The organism is Embleya sp. NPDC059213, assembly GCF_042754445.1.
In the GTDB taxonomy this organism is placed as follows: domain Bacteria; phylum Actinomycetota; class Actinomycetes; order Streptomycetales; family Streptomycetaceae; genus Embleya.
Window position 1 is genome coordinate 1 of sequence record NZ_JBHZAV010000034.1, and the last position, 17,398, is coordinate 17,398.

Below are 17,398 nucleotides of genomic sequence, written 5' to 3' on the forward strand. Positions count from 1 at the left end.
TTTTTTTTTTAAATCCCCCTGGGGGGGGTACACCCGGGTTCGGTCGGGGTTCTTCTGGCTCCCCCCCCCGGTGGGGGGGGCCCGGCGCCGGCCCCCCCGCGACTTCGCGGGACGCGAAGTGCCTGGGCCCCCGTGCCGACCGGATGGCTGCCCGGCCGGCCGGGCGGTGGCGGTAGTCCTCCCAATCGTCGGGTGAGCCGGCCCGCACGGTTTCGGCGACGCCGGGCAGACGCGGCGGGAGGAGCCCGCATGCGTCGTCGAAGCCGCCGACCGTCTCGCCGAAGAGGGTCGCTTCGATCCCGGCGATGTGCGCTGCGGGGATGGGGAGAACCCCGCGTCATCGCGTCCGGCCCCCGGCCGGTCTCCAGGCAGTACACGCGGTCGCCGACGCCCATGATCAGCGGCGGTCGACGCCCGCCCGGTCGGCGTGCCGAACGGTTCGACCCGGTGCGTGGTCGCGTCATCCAGCCTCGTTCCTGCGCAGCACCGAGGAAGCCGAGAGCGGATCCGACCGTGCCGCATCGGCGTGGGCCCGACAGCACTGAGCGAGAGTGCAATTTCTAGATACGTTTGCATCTAGATCTCTAGTGAAAAGATCGATAGGAACCCCGTAAAATGCGGCCCTATCGTAGTGCGCTGCCGGGCGGCACCTAGCACCTTTTGCATCTAGGTCAAGCCCGCAGCCGCCTTGGGTGTCGATGTCGGCCGAGCGCCACGCACGTCATCGGGCTGCCCGGCGCCAACGGACGGTCGTCCGGCAGGCACACTGGTCTCGCACAGGTTGTCCCAGCCAGCCAGAAGGAAGGGTATGCAACTCGACTTCGTCATCCTCGGGATACTCGCGCTGCGCCGCTACTCCGGCTACGACCTGCGCAAATGGATGGAAGGCCCGCTCAAATACATCGGCTACGGCGTCCAGCTCCCCCAGATCTACCGCCGCCTGGCCAAACTCGTCGAACGCGGCTGGGTCGAATACGACGTCGACCCCCGCGACGGCGGACCCGACGCCAAGCTCTACCGCATGACCGAGACCGGACAACAAGCGCTCAGGGACTGGGCGCGCTCTCCGTATGTGCCGTCACCGCGCATCGGCGACCCCGAGTTCGTCATCCGCTTCATTTTCGGCGGCCAGCTCGACCCCGAGATCGCCCTCACCGTCGTACGCGCCGAACTCGCTTTCAGGGAGGCGAACCAGGACCCGTCGGGGGCGCCGCCGTGGACGCACAATCTCCCCTACGCCCACCTCCAGATGCCCGGCCTGGATCCCGCCTGGGTGTCGGAGGTGCACCTGTCCGCACACGAACACGGTTACAGCACCGGGTCCGCCTACATCGCGTGGCTGCGACTCCTCCAACACCGCCTCGAGCGGCGAGCCGCGCAGATCGCGGCGACGCGCACCGACGGGGCGCCGGGGACACCGCCGCGCGAGGCGCCGCAATCCGACGAGGTGCAGCCGGACTGATCACGGGCGATCCCCCGGTATTCCGCCGGATGCCGGTGCCGTGGCAGACGTGGCGACGCTGTCGCTGCGCTTGATGGCGCGTTCGTCGGTGCCCAGGTAGCCGGCGATGACCTTCGGATCGTTGCGGACTTCCGACGGCGTCCCGGCAGCGATGACGCGGCCGGTCTCCAGGCAGTACACCCGGTCGCTGATGCTCATGATCAGCGGCATGTCGTGCTCGATCACCAGCAGGGAAGCGCCCAGTTCGCGGCGGATCTCCTGGATGAGGGGGCCGAACGCCTCGGTTTCTCGCTGCGCGACGCCGGCGGTCGGCTCGTCGAGGCACAGGACGCGGGCGTCGAGGGCGAGCAGTCCGGCGAGTTCGACGATGCGGCGGGTGCCGGTGGACAGGTCGGCGATGAAGGCATCGGCATATCGGCCCAGTCCGAGGAAGTCGACGAGGTCGTGCGCCTCGGCCCTCTTGGCGCGTTCCCCCTTGACCGACCGCGGCAGCCACAGCGCCGAGGAGAGCAGGCCGGAGCGGCCGCGTGCCTCCAGGGCGATCTGCACGGTCTCGGTGACGGTCAGCTCGGGGAACAGCGCCGCCGCCTGGAAGGTGCGCCCGAGACCGAGCGCGGCACGGCCTGCGGACGGTTTGCCGGACACGTCCTGCCCGAGGAGTTCGACGCTCCCGGTGGCCGGGACGAACCCGCCGATGGCGTTCATCAGGGTCGACTTGCCGGCGCCGTTGGTGCCGATGAGGCCGACGATTTCGTTAGCTCGTACTTCGACCGTGACCGCGTCGACCGCCGTGACTCCGCCGAATCGGACCCTGATGTCACGGGTCGCCAGCACCGGCCGGTCGTCGGGCAGCGGCTCCTTGTGTGGTCGCGCCGCAAGCCGGGGCGGTGCCGCGGCCCGTCCGGCGGGCGGCGGACCGAGGCGTCGTTCGGCCCAACCGAGCAACGCGTCGCGGGCGCTGTACCCGATCTGCACGAGGCCGCCGGGGAAATACAGCAGCAGGATGAGGAGGCCGAGGCTGGACGCGAGCAGCGGCACCAGTGAGTTGCCCGGGAACACCGCGGGCAGGCCGATCACCCACAGCGCGCCGAGTACCGGCCCGGACGTCGAGCCGAGGCCGCCGATGACGACGACGGAGACGAGCATGAGGGAGTCCTCGCTGCGGAAGTACGCGTCGCCGTACGGCACGGTCTGGAGCGCCCCGGCGAGCAGCGCCCCGCCGAGTCCCGCGATGCCGCCGGCGAGGGCGAACGCGCGCAGCTTCACGCGGGCGGCCCGGACGGTGTACGCCGCGGCGGTCGCCGGGTTGTCGCGTACCCCGATCGTGGTCCGGCCGACCCCGGTGCGGCGCAGTCTGCCGGTCACGGTCAGCACCACCGCCAGCACCACGAGGACCACGTAGTAGTACGAGCGCTGCGAGGTGACGTCGATGCCGAAGACGTCGGTGCGAGGGAAGGACGCGGTGGTCTGCGTAGTGCTGTCGTGGAAGACGTCCTGCCGGTACACCCATTGCTCGCAGGCGACCGCGAACGCGACGGTGCTGACCGCGAGGAGCAGCCCCCGCACGCGCAGCGCGCCGACTCCGATGACGGCGGCGAGCATCGCGGTCAGCAGCGCCGCAGCGGCGACCGCGGTGGGGAAGGTGAGGCGTTCGACGACGAGCACCTTGTCGTTGCCGATGTCCAGGCGCAGGCCCCGGTTGAGCGAGGCGGCGGTGAGCGCGCCGATGCCGGCGAAGGCCATTTGGCCGAGGGAGAGTTGCCCTGCCCAGCCGGTCAGCACGGTGACCGATGCGGCGCAGATGGCGTAGGCGGCGATGGTCGTGTACAGCAGGTGCCGCGACGGCTGTGTGACGATCAGCGGGACGACGACGGCGAAGAGCAGGAGACCGAGCAGGGCGAAACGTTCGAGGTTGCGTACCCACCACAGGTTGCGCAGCCGTTCCGGAACCGGTCGCACCCGGGGCGCGAAGGAGAAGGCGCCCCCCTCGGCGGCCTTGTCCCGCCCGGCGGCGAACACGGCGGCCAGGACCAAAGCGAAGACGACGAGGTCGGTCAGACCGGGCTGGTCGAGCCAGTTGAACTGCACGACCGACTCCAGCAGCCCGAGTCCGACACCGGCGGCCAAGGCGACGCGGAACGATGCCATGCGGGCGATGACCGCGGCGGCGAGGGCCCGCATGAGGGTAGTCATGCCGAGCACGGCGGGCGACGTCACGGAGCCGTTGCGGCCGGAGATGAGGATCAGGCAGACGGTGGCCATGAGCCCGGCGATCGCCCACACGACGGTGGACACCACCTTGGGGCTGATGCCGTTCAGGCGTGCCAGCTCCGGGTTCTCGGCGGACGCGGTCACGGACTTGCCGAGCACGGTGCGGCCCAGGAACCAGCCGAGCGCGACCGCGGCCAGGGGAACCACGACGAGCACCGCGAGCTGGGTGGCCGTCACCTCGACTCCAGCCGGACGCCATGAGGCACTGGACCACACCGGGTACGAGCGGGATCCGTCCACCTCGGGATACGACGTGACGATGACGAGCGCCAGCTGGGCGACGCCGATCGTGGCGACCAGGAGGATCACCCGTGGCGCGGTGAACAGACGGCGTACGACGACGAGGTCGACGATCGCGCCGAAGGCCGCGCCTGCGGCGAGGGACAGCGGCAGGGCGATCCAGAACGGTACGCCGTACCGAACCGCGAGGAGCGCGAAGAGTGCCGAGCCGACGAGGCCCATGTTGGCGACCGCGAAGTTGATGATGCGGGTGGACCGGTGGACGAGCACGATGCCCATCGCGAGGAGCCCGACGACCAGGCCGTTGACGATGCCGTCGAAGGCGAGCTGGCGGGTGAGTTCGATCATGGTTCAGCCACCGTCCTTGCCGAGGAACACCGCGCGTGCCAGGTCGTCGCGTTCGGCCAGTTCGCGGGCGTCACCGGTGAACCGGACCTGCCCCTTCTCCAGGAACACCGCCCGGTCGGCGATGGCGAGGGCGATGTTGAGGGACTGCTCGACGATGATCATGGTGAGTCCGTCGGCCTTGAGGCGCTCGATGATCACGAGCAGGTCCTGGACGACCACGGGGGCCAGGCCGAGCGAAAGTTCGTCGATGAGCAGGATCTCGGGTTCGTGCATGAGGACCATGGCGAGGGCGAGTTGTTGCTGCTGCCCGCCGGACATGGAGCCGGCGCGCCGGCCGAGCCGGGCGGCGAGGTCGGGGAACACGTCCAGTACGTAGGCGAGTCGCGCGTCGCGGTGCGCTTTGTCGCGGTCGCGGAGCTGGAACGCCGCGATGTCCAGGTTCTCGCGTACGGACATGCCGGGGAACACGCCCTTGCCGCCGGGCAGCAGGCGGATGCCGTGCCGCCCGCGCTGCTCGGGGGCCACGTACGTGATGGTCCGGCCGTGGAGCCTGACGACGCCGCGCGATGGCGTTCCGAGCCCGCAGATCGCCTTGAGAATGGTGGACTTGCCGGCACCGTTGGTGCCGAGCAGAGCGAGCGTCTCGCCACGCCGCACCTCGAAGCCGACGCCGAACAGCACCTGCACGTTGCCGTATTCGAAGTCGATGTCGTGGACTTGGAGCACCGGGATGTACTCCGCGTTGCCGGCCTGCCGGTCGCGCTCCTCCAGTTCCTCGCGGAGTTCGGAGACGACGCGGGACAGGTCGTTCTTGATGAACGCCGAACTGCGGATGAGCATCAGGGCACCGATCAGAATCGACGGCACACCGATGATCAGCGCGGCGGCACGCGGATCGTACGAGTCGAGGATCAGTGCCGACAGGAGCGAGCCGCCGGTCGCGCCGATGAAGAAGATGTAGATGGCTGCGAGCGCCGACGCGAGGCCGCGCAGCCGGTAGGGCGCCACCGACTGCATGACCGGGCCGACCATGGCGAACGCCGAGGACAGCAGGATCATCGGCAGCATCTGCGCGACGACGAACAGCGGAGCGGTTGGCATCGCCCATTGGAGCGGCATCAGCACCGCCACCGGGAGGATGAGGACGCCGATGAGCCGGAGCGCCCGGGCCGGGTCGGTGCGGTAGAGCCGGTCATAGCGCGGGCCGACGAAGGGTAGGACCGCCAAGACGCCGAGCCCGCCCAGGGTGCCGTACACGCCGCGCTCGAACGTGCCGAGCCCGAAGTGGTCCTCCATCCACAGGTTGGTCAGCACCGGCGCGGTGAACAGCCCGAAGCCGATCGCGGCGAAGGCCATGACCACCGTCTTGGTGGTGCGGATCTTCATCAGGCGCGCGAACGCGGCTTCGACCGAGACGGGCATCGGCTTGTCCTGCTTCAGGACTTCGCCGAGGACCGCCTTCATCTCGTGCTGCCCGCGGGGCGGTTCAGGTAGGCGGAAGGCGAACAGCGCGGCCGCCGCGGTGGGCACCGCGAGGACGAAGAACGCCCAGCGCCAGCCTTCGCCGCCGCCCGCCGCCGCGGCGATGCCGCCGACCGCGAGCGGGCTGAGCACCGCGGCGATCCGGCCGGCCATGCCGTTCGTGGCCGCGAGTCGACCGCGGACGCCGATGGGGTACGTATCGGCGTTCAGGGAGCCGTGCACGGGCATGGTGCTCGACTTCGAGACGCCGACGCCGAGCCGGGCCAGGAACATCAGGAAGACGTTCGCCGCCGCGCCCGACGCGAGCATGAACAGCGAGAAGGCCAGGCCCGCCCATCCGGCCACCCGGCCGCGGCGGTACCGGTCGGCGAGCCACCCCATGGGCAGCGCGCCCAGCACCAGGAACGCGCCGGATCCGGCGGACAGGAACACGATCGCGCCGTCGCTCATCCCGAATGTGTCGCGGATGTCCGGGGCGAGGACGCCGAGTGTGGCGTGCTCCAGTTCGTCGAACGACGACAGCAGCATCAGCGTCAGGAACGTCGCCGATCCGCCGGCCGCCAGCCCCTCGCGCAGCGTCAGCTGCTCGGCGCCGACACCCGGCAGCAGGTCGACCGCGAAGACCGCGTCGCGTTCGGCCTCGGTTCGGCGCGCCCGCTCGGCCTCGGCGGCGACCAGACCGGCAGCAAGGCCGGACGCGGTGGTTTCGGTTGCGGACGGCCCGGATGTGCCGTGCGGCGCCGTCATCGACGGCTCCTGCGCAGCGGGCAGCACGAATAGAACACCATTGTTTGCACTCCCCAGGCATGGGTCGGCGGGCCCGCCGCCCCGTCACGGCGCCCCGGGTCACGGCGCCGAGGCTCGCTCCTACGGGCGCCCCGGCGAACGGAGATCGGCACGTTGATTAAGTGCCCATGAATCTATGGAGCAGACTGGAGTGTCCGCTAATGACTGTCAAGAGAAACAGATAGTCGCTCGCTGAACTGCCTCTGATAGATACCTAGGCATCTACAAGAAGCCGGCGTCAGCCAATGCCGAGCGCCTTCCGATGCGCCTCGGGGATTGCCCGCAGCATCCGCTCCCAGTCGAAGACGACGGTCTCGGGCGTGTACCTGCCGTCGATCCGGAGGAGTAGGTGGCGGGCGAGGTTCCCGCCGTACTCCCCGCCGTTGTCGGCCGCCTCGGCGATCACCGCGCGGTACGGACGCGCACGTTCGGGCCCCAGCGCGGCCAGCGCGGTCAGGGCCTCGAGAACGACCGCGGGCGGATGATCGGTGCTCGCCGACCCGGCGAGCTCGTCCGCGGCCTCGGCATCCCCGAAGTGACAGGCCAGCGCCTCGGCGCAGGGGATGCGGACGTGGGGGTCGGGATCGTCGGCGACAGCCGCCCGCAGGAACGGCACGGCGTCGGCCGCGGCTCGGCCGAGCGCGAGCACGCCGATGGCGCCCCAGCGCCGCACCGTGGCGTCGGTGTCGGTGAGCGCGGCCAGGTAGGCCGGCAGGTCCGCCGGGTCCCGGCGGGCGATGCGGTCGGCGACGTCGAGGATGCGCGCCAGCGGGTAGGCCTCCGGCGCGCGGCTCGCGTCGTACCCCTCGGCGGCGGACCCCTCGGGGAGGAAGCCGTTGTCGTTGACCGCGGTCATGTGGGCGCGAAGGGCGTCGTCGAGCCGGCGTTCCACGTGCGCGTGCGCGGGGTCCCCGGCGAGGTTGCGGACCTGGTCGGGGTCGGCGGTCGTGTCGTACAGCTCGATGCCGGGCTTCTCGCGCCAGAACGCTTCCTGAACGTCGTCCAGTTCGGCGTTCAGGTGCGCCGCCTCCCAAGCCTGGTAGCCCTTGGCAAGCCAGGCGAACGCCTGATGGAGGCCGTAAGGGCGGTGTGGCTCGTAGTTGCGGATATAGCGGTAGCGGGCGTCGCGCACGGTGCGCACCATGTCGTTGCGCGCGTCCATGCGGTTGCGCATACCGAAAGCCAGTTCGCGGTCCGCGTCGAAGTCCGCGCCGACCAGGCTCGCGCCCTGCATGTGCGCGGGCACGGTGCCGCCGACGAGGTCGACCAGGGTGGGCGGGATGCGGATGGTGCCCACTGCCGCCTCGACGCGGGTGCCCGGCGGCGGGAACAGGTGGGCGTACCGCTCGGGCGCGGCGACGATCAGCGGGACGTGCAGGCCCTCGTCGTAGCACCAGCGCTTGGAGCGCGGGTTCACGCCGCCGTGGTCGGAGGTGTGGATCACGATCGTATCGTCGAGCAGGCCGTCTTCGGCGAGTTGAGCCAGCAGCCGCCCGACCTCGGCGTCCATCTCGGCGATCTTGCGGTAGTAGTGCGCGAAGTCGGCCCGGATGTCGGGAGCATCGGGGAGGTACGCGGGCAGCCGGACCGCATCCGGGTCGACGATGGGCTCATCGCGCCGGAACACGCTGCTCTCGTGCGTGCCGTCGATGTTGAACACTGCCAGGAACGGGGCGCCTTCGGGGCGGTCGCGCCAGTGCGCCGTCGGGGCGCAGGCGTCCCAGACGGCGTGCGGGTCGACATCGCAGTTGTAGTCGGTCTTGACGTTGTTGCTGCAGTAGTAGCCCTGCGCGCGGGCCAGTTCCGGGTACGTGGTCATCCAGGCGGGTCGGTGGGCGACCGCACGCATGTGGTGTGCGGGGCCGTTGCTCTCCGGTGCCACCCCGGTGAGCAACGCGAAGCGGGACGGCGCGCATACCGGGGCAGCGGAGTACGCCTGCCCGAAGAGCGTGCCGCGCTCTGCCAGCGCGTCAAGGTTGGGCGTGGCCGCGAGCGGGTCGCCGTAGCAGCCGAAGCGCGGCGGGCAGTCTTCGCTGACCGTCCACAGGATGTTGGGGCGTGTGTTGCGGGTCATGCGGGCACTCCGGGGTTGGTGGGGGCGGTGGCGGGGCCGAGTCCGCCGAGGGCCGCGGAGACGGTCCGGACCACGTCGGGATTGAGCAGGCCGGCCGCCAGCGCCGACAGCTGGATCAGCGAGAGGTCGCCGACCATGCGGACGAGACTGCCGTCGACGAGCCGTCCAAGGCCGTGGTTGCGCAACACTCCGACCGCTGCCGCGTCGGCGAACAGATCGCGCATGGGCGCATTGACACTGCGCGGACCGTCAGGGAAGTCGGCCGGGTCGAGCGGCTCGGCGTCGCGTGCCGCCTCGGTTTCGGCGCGCTGGACTCGGGCCAGCAGGTGTTCGGGTGTGACCGGCCCCTCCGTGGGCAGACCAAGGCGCGCGTACTGCTCGGCGGGCGCGTCGCAGGCACGCATGACCTCCACCAGCATTGCGGCCATGCGCAGTTCGAGGTCGTCATCGATGAGCGGTTCGAGCTGGTCCGGGTCGGCGGCCAAGTCGAACAGAAGGGTGCCGAAGGAGGCGGGTGACATGGCGAACGCGGCGACCTTGAGGACCGGTGCGCCTTTGGTGAACGCGTACTCGCCGCCGCGAACGAGTTCGGCGCCCGCGAGTTCGCCCGGCGTGAAGCGCGCCGCCATACGGGTGGGCATCAGGGTGAGCTCGGAGAGCGGGGTATTGGCGGGGGTCGCGCAGGAGCGCATGTAGACATGCCGGCCGTCGGTGACGGAGACGTGGCCGCCGAACGAGCCGAAGATGCCGGCCTCGCGCACGGGGGTGTCGTCGGCGACGGTGGCGCGCAGCGGGACGCCGGTCATGTCGGGGGTGCGGTCCACACCGAAGAACTCCAGCAGAGTGGGCGCCAGGTCGACGGTCTGCACCAGTGCCGCGCGGCGTTCGCCGGCCACGCGGCTGCGCGGGTCCCAGACGAACAGCGGGGTGTGGATGGTCTCGTCGTACCAGGGCTGGACGTTCTTTCCCCACCAGCCGCGTTCGCCGAGCAGGAACCCGTGGTCGGTGCAGACGATCAGCATCGTGTCGTCCCACAGGGCGTGTTCGTCCATCGCATCGAGGACGCGGCCCAGGTTGTGGTCGCACATGGACAGCAGCGCGGCGTACTCGTAGCGGACGTGCTCGACCTGCTCGGGCGTCTCGCGCACCATGCGGTAGTCGGGCCAGTCGTACTGAGGGCCGTCGTAGTCGTGCTTGTACAGGTCCTTGTACTTCTGCCGGCTGAAGAACGGCTCGTGCGGATCGAACGTCTCGATCTGCACGAACCAGTTGTCCTCGGTGTGGTTCGTCGCGATGAACTCCAGCCCGGCGTCGAAGGTCTTGGTCTGCGGCTGGTCCTGCTCACGCGTCATGTACATGCGGTTGACCCAGTCCTGGCGCCACTTCTCGCCGCGCAGGCTCTTGAGTGTGTCCGGGGTGTCCGGGGCCGCGACGTGGCCCTTCCACGCGTCCCCCTCCTGCCCGCGGAAGAACTCGTAGGTGCGGAAGCGGTTGTGGTAGGTCGCGCCCCCGTCCTCCCAGTAGTGCTGATGGTCCGTCACCAGGTGGGTGTAGACCCCGGCGTCGGTGAGCATTTCCGGGCACGAGTCGTCGTACGGCTCCAGCGGACCCCAGCCGCGGTGCAGGAAGTTGTGGCGGCCGGTGTGCAGTTCGCGCCGGGCCGGCATGCACGGCATGGACCCCGCGTAGCAGTTCTCGAAGACCGCCGTGCGCTCCGCGAGCCGCGCGAAGTTCGGGGCGTGTACCCACTCGGGCGCTCCGTACGGAGGCAGGTACTTCCGGATGAGGGTGTCGAACATGACCATGACGGCTTTCACGCGCTGCTCCAGACCGGCACTGCCGAGGGTCGGGCGTATATTTCCCAGTGATATGTACGCCAGAACGTAATCGCATGCAAGAGGGGCCATTGACTACAGGTAAGTATCGAAGCATTCTGAGGCCCCTTAGGTTCCTGGGACTGTAGTGGGCGCGAGTGCCTGCGTGTCCCGGCTGACGGGAGGTCCGTCCCCCATGCCATCGCACGCTCATGACCCGCGCCGGCGGAGCCTCGCTCCGCGGCGGCTCCGGGCCCTCGCCGCGGCTGCTGCGGTGACTCTGGTCGCCGCCGGGTGCACGATCGAGTCCAAGGGCCCGGCCGGGGCACCCGGCGCCCCCGCGGGACCCTCGGTCCGCGCCGAAGCGCCGGGCGTCACCGCGGACAGCATCAAGATCGGCATCGCCTACCCGGACTTCGCCGCGATCAAGGCGTTCGTCAACATCGACCACGGCGACTTCGAAGCCACCTACCGGGCCCTCATCGACAAGATCAACGCGGACGGCGGTGTACAGGGTCGCAAGCTCGTACCGGTCTTCGCCAAGACAAACCTCATCTCTCCGGCCGCCGCGCAGGAGACCTGCGTCAAGCTCACCCAAGAGGAGAAGGTCTTCGCCGTCCTGTACGCCGCGCCGGGCAACCAGCAAGCCGCGTGCTACCTGCAGAACGGGCGCACCGCGGTGATCGGCGGACCCATGGGCGCCGGCATGTACGCACAGGCCCGGGCCCCGTGGTTCAGCTTCATCGGCGAGGACGCCGCCGGCCGGGCGGTCGAGACATTCGCCGCTCGCGGCGACCTCGCCGACCGCAAGGTCGCCGTGGGCGGAGTCGTCAACGACCAGGCACAGATCGAGCAGATCGTGCTCCCGGCCCTCAAAGCCGCAGGTGTCACACCGGTCGCCACCGGCTACATCGCCGCCAACGCGTCCGACCCCGCGGCGTTCGCCCAGCAGGCGGGCGTGCTCTTCCAAAAGGCCCAGACCGCGGGAGCCGACACGCTGCTGAGCGTCGGTGCCGGTGCGCAACTGATCCCGCAGTACCTGGAAAAGACCGCCTGGCGACCCCGCCAGCTGTTCACCGCCCTCCCCGACGGGTACCTGACCACCAAGGGCGAGCACGACTTCTCCACCCTCAAGGACGCGGTCGGCGCCACACAGGTCACCGACTTCGCCGACCCGGCCCTGACCGCCTGCGCCGACACCGTCACCAAGGCCGACCCCACCCTGACCGGGAAGCTCGTCGACCCGGCCACCGTGCCGAGCGGCCGGCCCACACCCGGCGCCTCCATGGCCACGGCATGCCGGACCCTCGCGCTGTTCGCCGCGATCACCGACAAGGCGGGCCGGAACCTCGACCACGCGACTTTCCAGCAGGCCGGCTTCGACCTCGGCACCTTCCACGTGCCGGGCTTCCGCGAACCTGCGACCTACCGGCGTGAGACCCCCTCGGGCGCGATCCCGATCCGTGCGATGGTCTACGACGCGACCGCCAACCGATTCGTCCCGGCGGCGAACTGACCGCCCGGAGCCCCTTGCCGGCGTACTCCGCCGCCTTGAACCGAAGGAGCGCCCATGGGCGACCCCTCCGCCTCCGCGCCCCCGTCCTGCTGCACACCCGGACGGCCGGGGCCCGTCGCCGTCTCGCCGCGGCCGACACCCGCCCGCGGCGCCGACACGGGCCTGGACGGCATGGCGATTCTGCCCGGTGGGGAGTTCCTGATGGGCACCGACGACGCGGAAGGCTTCCCCTCGGACGGGGAGGGCCCGATACGACCGGTGCACGTCGACCCGTTCGCCATCGACGTGTACGCGGTCAGCAACGCACGGTTCGCCGATTTCGTCGCAGCCACCGGCTACCTCACCGACGCCGAACGCATCGGCTGGTCCTACGTGTTCGCCGCGTTCCTGCCCGGCTCGCTGCGCCGCGGCGCACCCCGACCGGAGCGCACCCCCTGGTGGTGTGGTGTGGCAGGGGCACGCTGGGACCAACCCGAAGGCCCCGGCAGCGGTGTGGACGAGCGCCGCGACCACCCGGTCGTGCATATCACGTGGAACGACGCGGACGCCTACTGCCGCTGGGCCGGCAAACGCCTGCCCAGCGAGGCCGAATGGGAGTACGCGGCGCGCGGCGGCCTCGTACAGCGCCGCTACCCGTGGGGCGACGAGCGCGAGCCCGACGGCGTCTACATGTGCAACATCTGGCGAGGCAATTTCCCGGCGAAGAACACCGCCGAGGACGGCTACCGCGGCACCGCCCCCGTCGACGCCTTCCCGCCCAACGCGTACGGCCTGTACAACATGGCCGGCAACGTGTGGGAGTGGTGCGCCGATTGGTGGTCGCCCCGCCACCTCGGACCGTCGGACAACCCACGGGGCCCGCAGACGGGACACGACAAGGTCATGCGCGGCGGCTCGTACCTGTGCCACGACTCCTACTGCAATCGCTATCGCCTCGCCGCGCGTACCGCCAACACCCCGGACAGCTCCAGCGCAAACGCCGGATTCCGCTGCGCCCGTGACCTCGGCGACGCCGCCTGACCCGCAGCCGCACCCCGTACCGCACCCGCGCCGAGCCGCCGTCCCGCAACCCGGCGCATCCCATCGCACCACGTTTGGAGCCCCGATGACCGAGCCGATCGACGCCGACCCGCCCTTCGCAGCTCCCGCCGAGGAAGCACTGCGCGACCTCCTCGCCCGACTGTCGCCGGACGACAAACTGCGCCTCGTCACCGGTGAAGACGTTTGGTCCCTCCCGGAGATGCCGCACATCGGCCTGCGGAAGCTGCGCATGTCCGACGGTCCCGTGGGGGTGCGCGGCACGACCTTCGACGCCGCGGACACCAGCATCGTCCTGCCGAACCCCTCCGCACAGGCCGCGGCCTGGGACCCCGCCGTCGCGAACCGGTTCGGCTCACTTCTCGGCGCCCAGGCCCGCGCCAAGGACGTGCACATCCTGCTCGCACCGACGGTCAACATGCACCGCACGCCGCTCGGCGGACGCCACTTCGAGTGCTTCTCCGAGGATCCGCTGCTCACCGCGCGCACCGCGGTCGCCTACATCGAGGGCGTCCAGTCCCAGGGAGTCGCGGCCACGGTCAAGCACTTCGTGGCCAACGACGCCGAGAACGAGCGCATGACCTACGACGTCCGGGCGGACGCACGCACCCTGCGCGAGGTCTATCTCGCGCCGTTCGAGGCCGCGGTCCGCGAGGCGCGCGCCTGGCTGGTCATGTCCGCCTACAACTCGGTCAACGGCGACACCATGACCGCGAACTCCCCGCTCCAGAACGACATCCTCAAGGACGAGTGGGGCTTCGACGGTGTGGTGGTGTCCGACTGGATGGCCGTGCGCTCGTCCGAGCCGGCCTTCCTGGGCGGCACCGACATAGCCATGCCCGGGCCCGCCGATCTCTGGGGGGAGCCGATCCGCAGGGCACTCGCCGAAGGACGCATCGACGAGGCCGTCCTGGACGACAAGGTGCTGCGCGTCCTGCGGCTTGCGGCACGCGTCGGAGCACTCGGCGATTTCCGTGCCCCCGCCGCCGATCCGGGCCTCCCGGCCGGAGCCCGGGACCGGATCCGCGCGCTCACCACACGCACCATGGTTCTTCTGGAGAACCCCCGCGGCAGCCTGCCCCTCGACACGTCGGCGCTGCGCCGCGTCGCACTCATCGGCCCGAATGCCATCCGCACTTCCGCACAGGGCGGCGGCAGCGCCACCTGCTTCCCCGAGCATGTCGTCGACATCGCCGAGGGCCTGCGTTCGGCGCTCGCCCCGGAGACCGAGCTGACGGTGCGGGCCGGCGTGTTCACCCACCGCAAGCTGCCCGGCATCAACCGGGGCAACAGCACCGACCCGGACACCGGCACACCCGGCTTCACCCTGGAGTTCCGCGCCGCCGACGGCACCGTGCTCGGCAGCGAACACCGTCTCGGCGCACAGGCGATCGTGTGGCCCGGCCTCTACCCCGAAAGCACGCGCGTGATCGCCATGCGCACACGCCTTACCCCCGAGCGGGACGGTGACCATCTCCTCGAAGTACTGGGCCTCGGAACGATGACAGCGACCGTGGACGACACGGTCCACACCCTCGACCTGGGGGCGGGCGCGGGCGACGTGGGCGAGAATCTGATGCGCCCGCCCCTGACCCACATCCCCGTGACCGCACAAGCGGGCGTACCCCTCGACGTCGAACTCGTGCACACCGCCGACACCGACGTCCTGGTCGCGAGTGTCGGCCTCGGCTGGGCCCCGGCCCCGCCCGATGACGACACCGAGCTGGCCGCCGCGGTCGCGGACGCCGCCGCCGCGGACCTCGCCGTCGTCGTGGTCGGCACCACCGAGGACATCGAGTCCGAGAGCTTCGACCGCACCGGCCTCGCCCTGCCCGGCCGTTCCGACGAACTCGTGGCACGCGTGGCGGCCGCCAACCCCAACACCATCGTGGTCGTCAACGCCGGATCCCCGGTGCTGATGCCATGGCGGCACGACGTCGCCGCCGTGCTGTGGGCCTGGCTCCCGGGGCAGGAAGGCGGCGCGGCCGTCGCCGAGGTCCTCACCGGAGCCGCCGAACCGGGCGGGCGCCTGCCCACCACCTTCCCGGCCGACGAAGCCGACGTGCCCCTCCTTGCCCACGACCCGGTCGACGGCGTACACCACTACGCCGAAGGATCGGCCATCGGCCACCGGCTGTGGGCGCTGAGGGGCGCCAAGCCCGCCTACCCGTTCGGGTACGGCCTCGGCTACACCACCTGGGACTACCGGGACCTTCGCGTCGAAGGCGATGCGGCCGCGGGGCTGACGGTCACGGCGACTCTCGCCAACACCGGGGCACGGCCGGGCCGGGAGATCGTGCAGGCCTACCTGGAACCGGTCGACGGCGAACTCTTCGGTGCGCCGGAGCCGCCGCGCCTGGTCGGCTACGCCGCGGTCGACGCCGACCACGGGCATACCGCGACCGTGCGCATCACCGTCCCGCCGCACACACTGGCCCGCTGGGACCCGGCGGCCGACGCGTGGCGCATCGTGCCCGGCGCGTACCGGCTCACCGTCGGCGGGCACGTCGCGAACACCCGTGGCACCGCGACGATCACGCTGTAGCACCGGCACCCTACGGACCGGACCGCCGACGGCCCATCGCCGCCCTCAGAGGTCCGGTCCGCCCGCCCCCGCACCGACAGGAATCCCATGCGCATCATCTACGTCGACGTGGACACCCTCCGCGCGGACCACACCACGCCGTACGGATACCACCGGCCGACCACCCCGCACCTCCAGGCACTGGCCGACAAGTCCGTGGTCTTCGACCGCTACTACTGCTCGGACTCCCCGTGCCTGCCCTCCCGCACCGCGCTGACAAGCGGTCAGTTCGGCATCAGCAACGGCGTGATCGGACACTTCGGCGCCGCCGCCCGGTTCCGCCTGGACGCCGGTCACCTGCCCGACCCCGACCGGCCCATGCTGGGACAGCACTTGGTGGCCGGGGGCATGAACACCGCGGCCGTGTCCGTGTTCGCGGAACGGCACCGGGCGTACTTCTTCCACGCCAACTTCCGCGAATCCATCCGCGCCACGCCGAACCTCGGCGACGAAGAAGCCCCCGACGTCAACCGCGCCGCAACCGACTGGATACGCCGGCACGCCGAGGACGAGGACTGGTACCTGCACATCACCTACTGGGAGCCGCACACCGACTACCACCAGCCGGTCGAGTGGACCGAACGGATGGCAGCGTCCGGGCCCGTGCAGGAATGGCCGGACGAGGAGACCATCGCGCGTCACGGCGCCGAGACGTACGGGCCGCGCAGCGCCCTCGACCTGCACTACACCTTCGGCGGCACGCGCACATCCCCGGTGCCGCACAACATGCCCGACCGGATTGCCTCGCGCGCGGACTTCGAGCACCTGATCAACGGCTTCGACGGGGCGATCGCCTACTGGGACCACTACTTCGGCGAACTTATGGCTGTCCTGGAGGAGTTGGGCATTGCCGAGGAGACCGCGGTCATCGTGAGCGCCGACCACGGCGAGTCGTTCGGCGAGAACGGGTCGTACGCCGAGCACGGTCTCGCCAACGAGCCGACGCACCGCCTGCCGCTGGTGTTCTACTGGCCCGGCCTGACCGACGACCTGCCCGAGGAGGCTCGACGCAACGACGCCCTCCTCTACAACATCGACCTGGCACCCACGCTGTGCGACCTCCTGGGGCTCGGCGTGCCCGACGGATGGCAGGGCGAGTCGTTCGCGGCAGCCGTTCGCGGCGAGATCGTCGAGTCACGCGAATACCTGGTCCTCGGCCACGGCGCGCACACCTACCAGCGGGCCGTCCGGACACGCGACCACCTCTACATGCGCACGTACCACCCAGGTGCGTTCCGGGCCGAATGGGAGCAGCTCTTCCACGTCACCGAGGATCCGCACCTGACCCGGGACCTGCTCGCCGACGAACCCGAACTCGCCGCCGCCATGCGCTCCCGACTCGCCGAGTGGTGGCACACGTACGCGGGCCGCCCCGGCTGCCTCCCCGATCCGATGCAGGCGACCTTGCAAACCGGGCCCCAATACGCCGATCCCGCCCAGTACGCCCGGCACTTGCGAGCCACCGGCCGCGGCCACCTCGCCGACGACCTCGAAGCCCGGCTCGACAACCTCGTCGTCCCCGTCTCCTGGCACGCCCGCGAACAGACCTTCGGCGAGGACCTGATGAAGCGCTGGATTCCCCGCATGCAACGGTCCGCGTCCGCACCGACCTGACGCGCGAACGTTGGGGCGGCCAGGCCGGCGGGGTCGCGGCGGGCGAGGCGGTCGGCAACGGCGAGGATGCGTTCCAGCGGGTGGACGCCGGGGCTGCGGCTCGGCTCGCAGCCTTCGGCGGGCCCCTTCGGGGAGGAAGCCGTTGTCGTGGAGGGCCGGGCGGGCCGGG

Annotated in this window: 9 protein-coding genes; 5 read left to right on the forward strand and 4 right to left on the reverse strand. The window is 70.6% G+C overall.

The genetic code is table 11. The features are described from left to right. The first annotated feature begins 808 nt into the window (after positions 1 to 808). Positions 809 to 1,462 (forward strand): PadR family transcriptional regulator, encoded by a 654-nt coding sequence (locus ACFXMF_RS15405; RefSeq protein WP_360305893.1) that lies wholly within the window; start codon positions 809 to 811, stop codon positions 1,460 to 1,462. Here the strand turns inward: ACFXMF_RS15405 and ACFXMF_RS15410 are convergent, their stop codons facing one another. The 4 genes from ACFXMF_RS15410 to ACFXMF_RS15425 all read right to left on the reverse strand — a co-directional run bounded on the left by ACFXMF_RS15410 (position 1,463) and on the right by ACFXMF_RS15425 (position 10,480). Continuing rightward, the gene (locus ACFXMF_RS15410; protein ID WP_360305895.1) at positions 1,463 to 4,321 is read right to left on the reverse strand and encodes an ATP-binding cassette domain-containing protein; all 2,859 of its coding nucleotides are present in this window, start codon (positions 4,319 to 4,321) and stop codon (positions 1,463 to 1,465) included. Between the two features lie 3 nt (positions 4,322 to 4,324). Then, positions 4,325 to 6,550: an MFS transporter gene (locus tag ACFXMF_RS15415; RefSeq protein WP_360305897.1), complete on the reverse strand. Its 2,226-nt coding sequence runs from the start codon at positions 6,548 to 6,550 to the stop codon at positions 4,325 to 4,327. A 277-nt stretch (positions 6,551 to 6,827) separates the two neighbouring features. After that, positions 6,828 to 8,663 carry a sulfatase-like hydrolase/transferase gene (locus ACFXMF_RS15420; RefSeq protein ID WP_379988666.1) on the reverse strand — a complete coding sequence of 612 codons (1,836 nt, stop codon included), beginning with the start codon at positions 8,661 to 8,663 and terminating at the stop codon, positions 6,828 to 6,830. Continuing rightward, positions 8,660 to 10,480 carry a sulfatase gene (locus tag ACFXMF_RS15425; RefSeq protein ID WP_379988665.1) on the reverse strand — a complete coding sequence of 607 codons (1,821 nt, stop codon included), beginning with the start codon at positions 10,478 to 10,480 and terminating at the stop codon, positions 8,660 to 8,662. The genes ACFXMF_RS15420 and ACFXMF_RS15425 overlap by 4 nt, the downstream gene beginning before the upstream one ends. Before the next feature lie 271 nt (positions 10,481 to 10,751). Here ACFXMF_RS15425 and ACFXMF_RS15430 point away from each other — a divergent pair, with 271 nt between their 5' ends. The 4 genes from ACFXMF_RS15430 to ACFXMF_RS15445 all read left to right on the forward strand — a co-directional run bounded on the left by ACFXMF_RS15430 (position 10,752) and on the right by ACFXMF_RS15445 (position 17,229). Next, positions 10,752 to 11,993, forward strand: a complete 1,242-nt coding sequence (locus ACFXMF_RS15430) for an ABC transporter substrate-binding protein (protein WP_360305903.1) — start codon at positions 10,752 to 10,754, stop codon at positions 11,991 to 11,993. 54 nt (positions 11,994 to 12,047) lie between these two features. After that, complete coding sequence (locus ACFXMF_RS15435; RefSeq protein ID WP_379988663.1) at positions 12,048 to 13,013, forward strand: formylglycine-generating enzyme family protein; 966 nt, start codon at positions 12,048 to 12,050, stop codon at positions 13,011 to 13,013. Positions 13,014 to 13,098: 85 nt separating this feature from the next. Next, positions 13,099 to 15,576: a beta-glucosidase gene (locus tag ACFXMF_RS15440; protein ID WP_379988661.1), complete on the forward strand. Its 2,478-nt coding sequence runs from the start codon at positions 13,099 to 13,101 to the stop codon at positions 15,574 to 15,576. A gap of 87 nt (positions 15,577 to 15,663) precedes the next feature. Further along, positions 15,664 to 17,229 (forward strand): sulfatase, encoded by a 1,566-nt coding sequence (locus ACFXMF_RS15445; RefSeq protein ID WP_360305907.1) that lies wholly within the window; start codon positions 15,664 to 15,666, stop codon positions 17,227 to 17,229. Positions 17,230 to 17,398 lie beyond the last annotated feature (169 nt).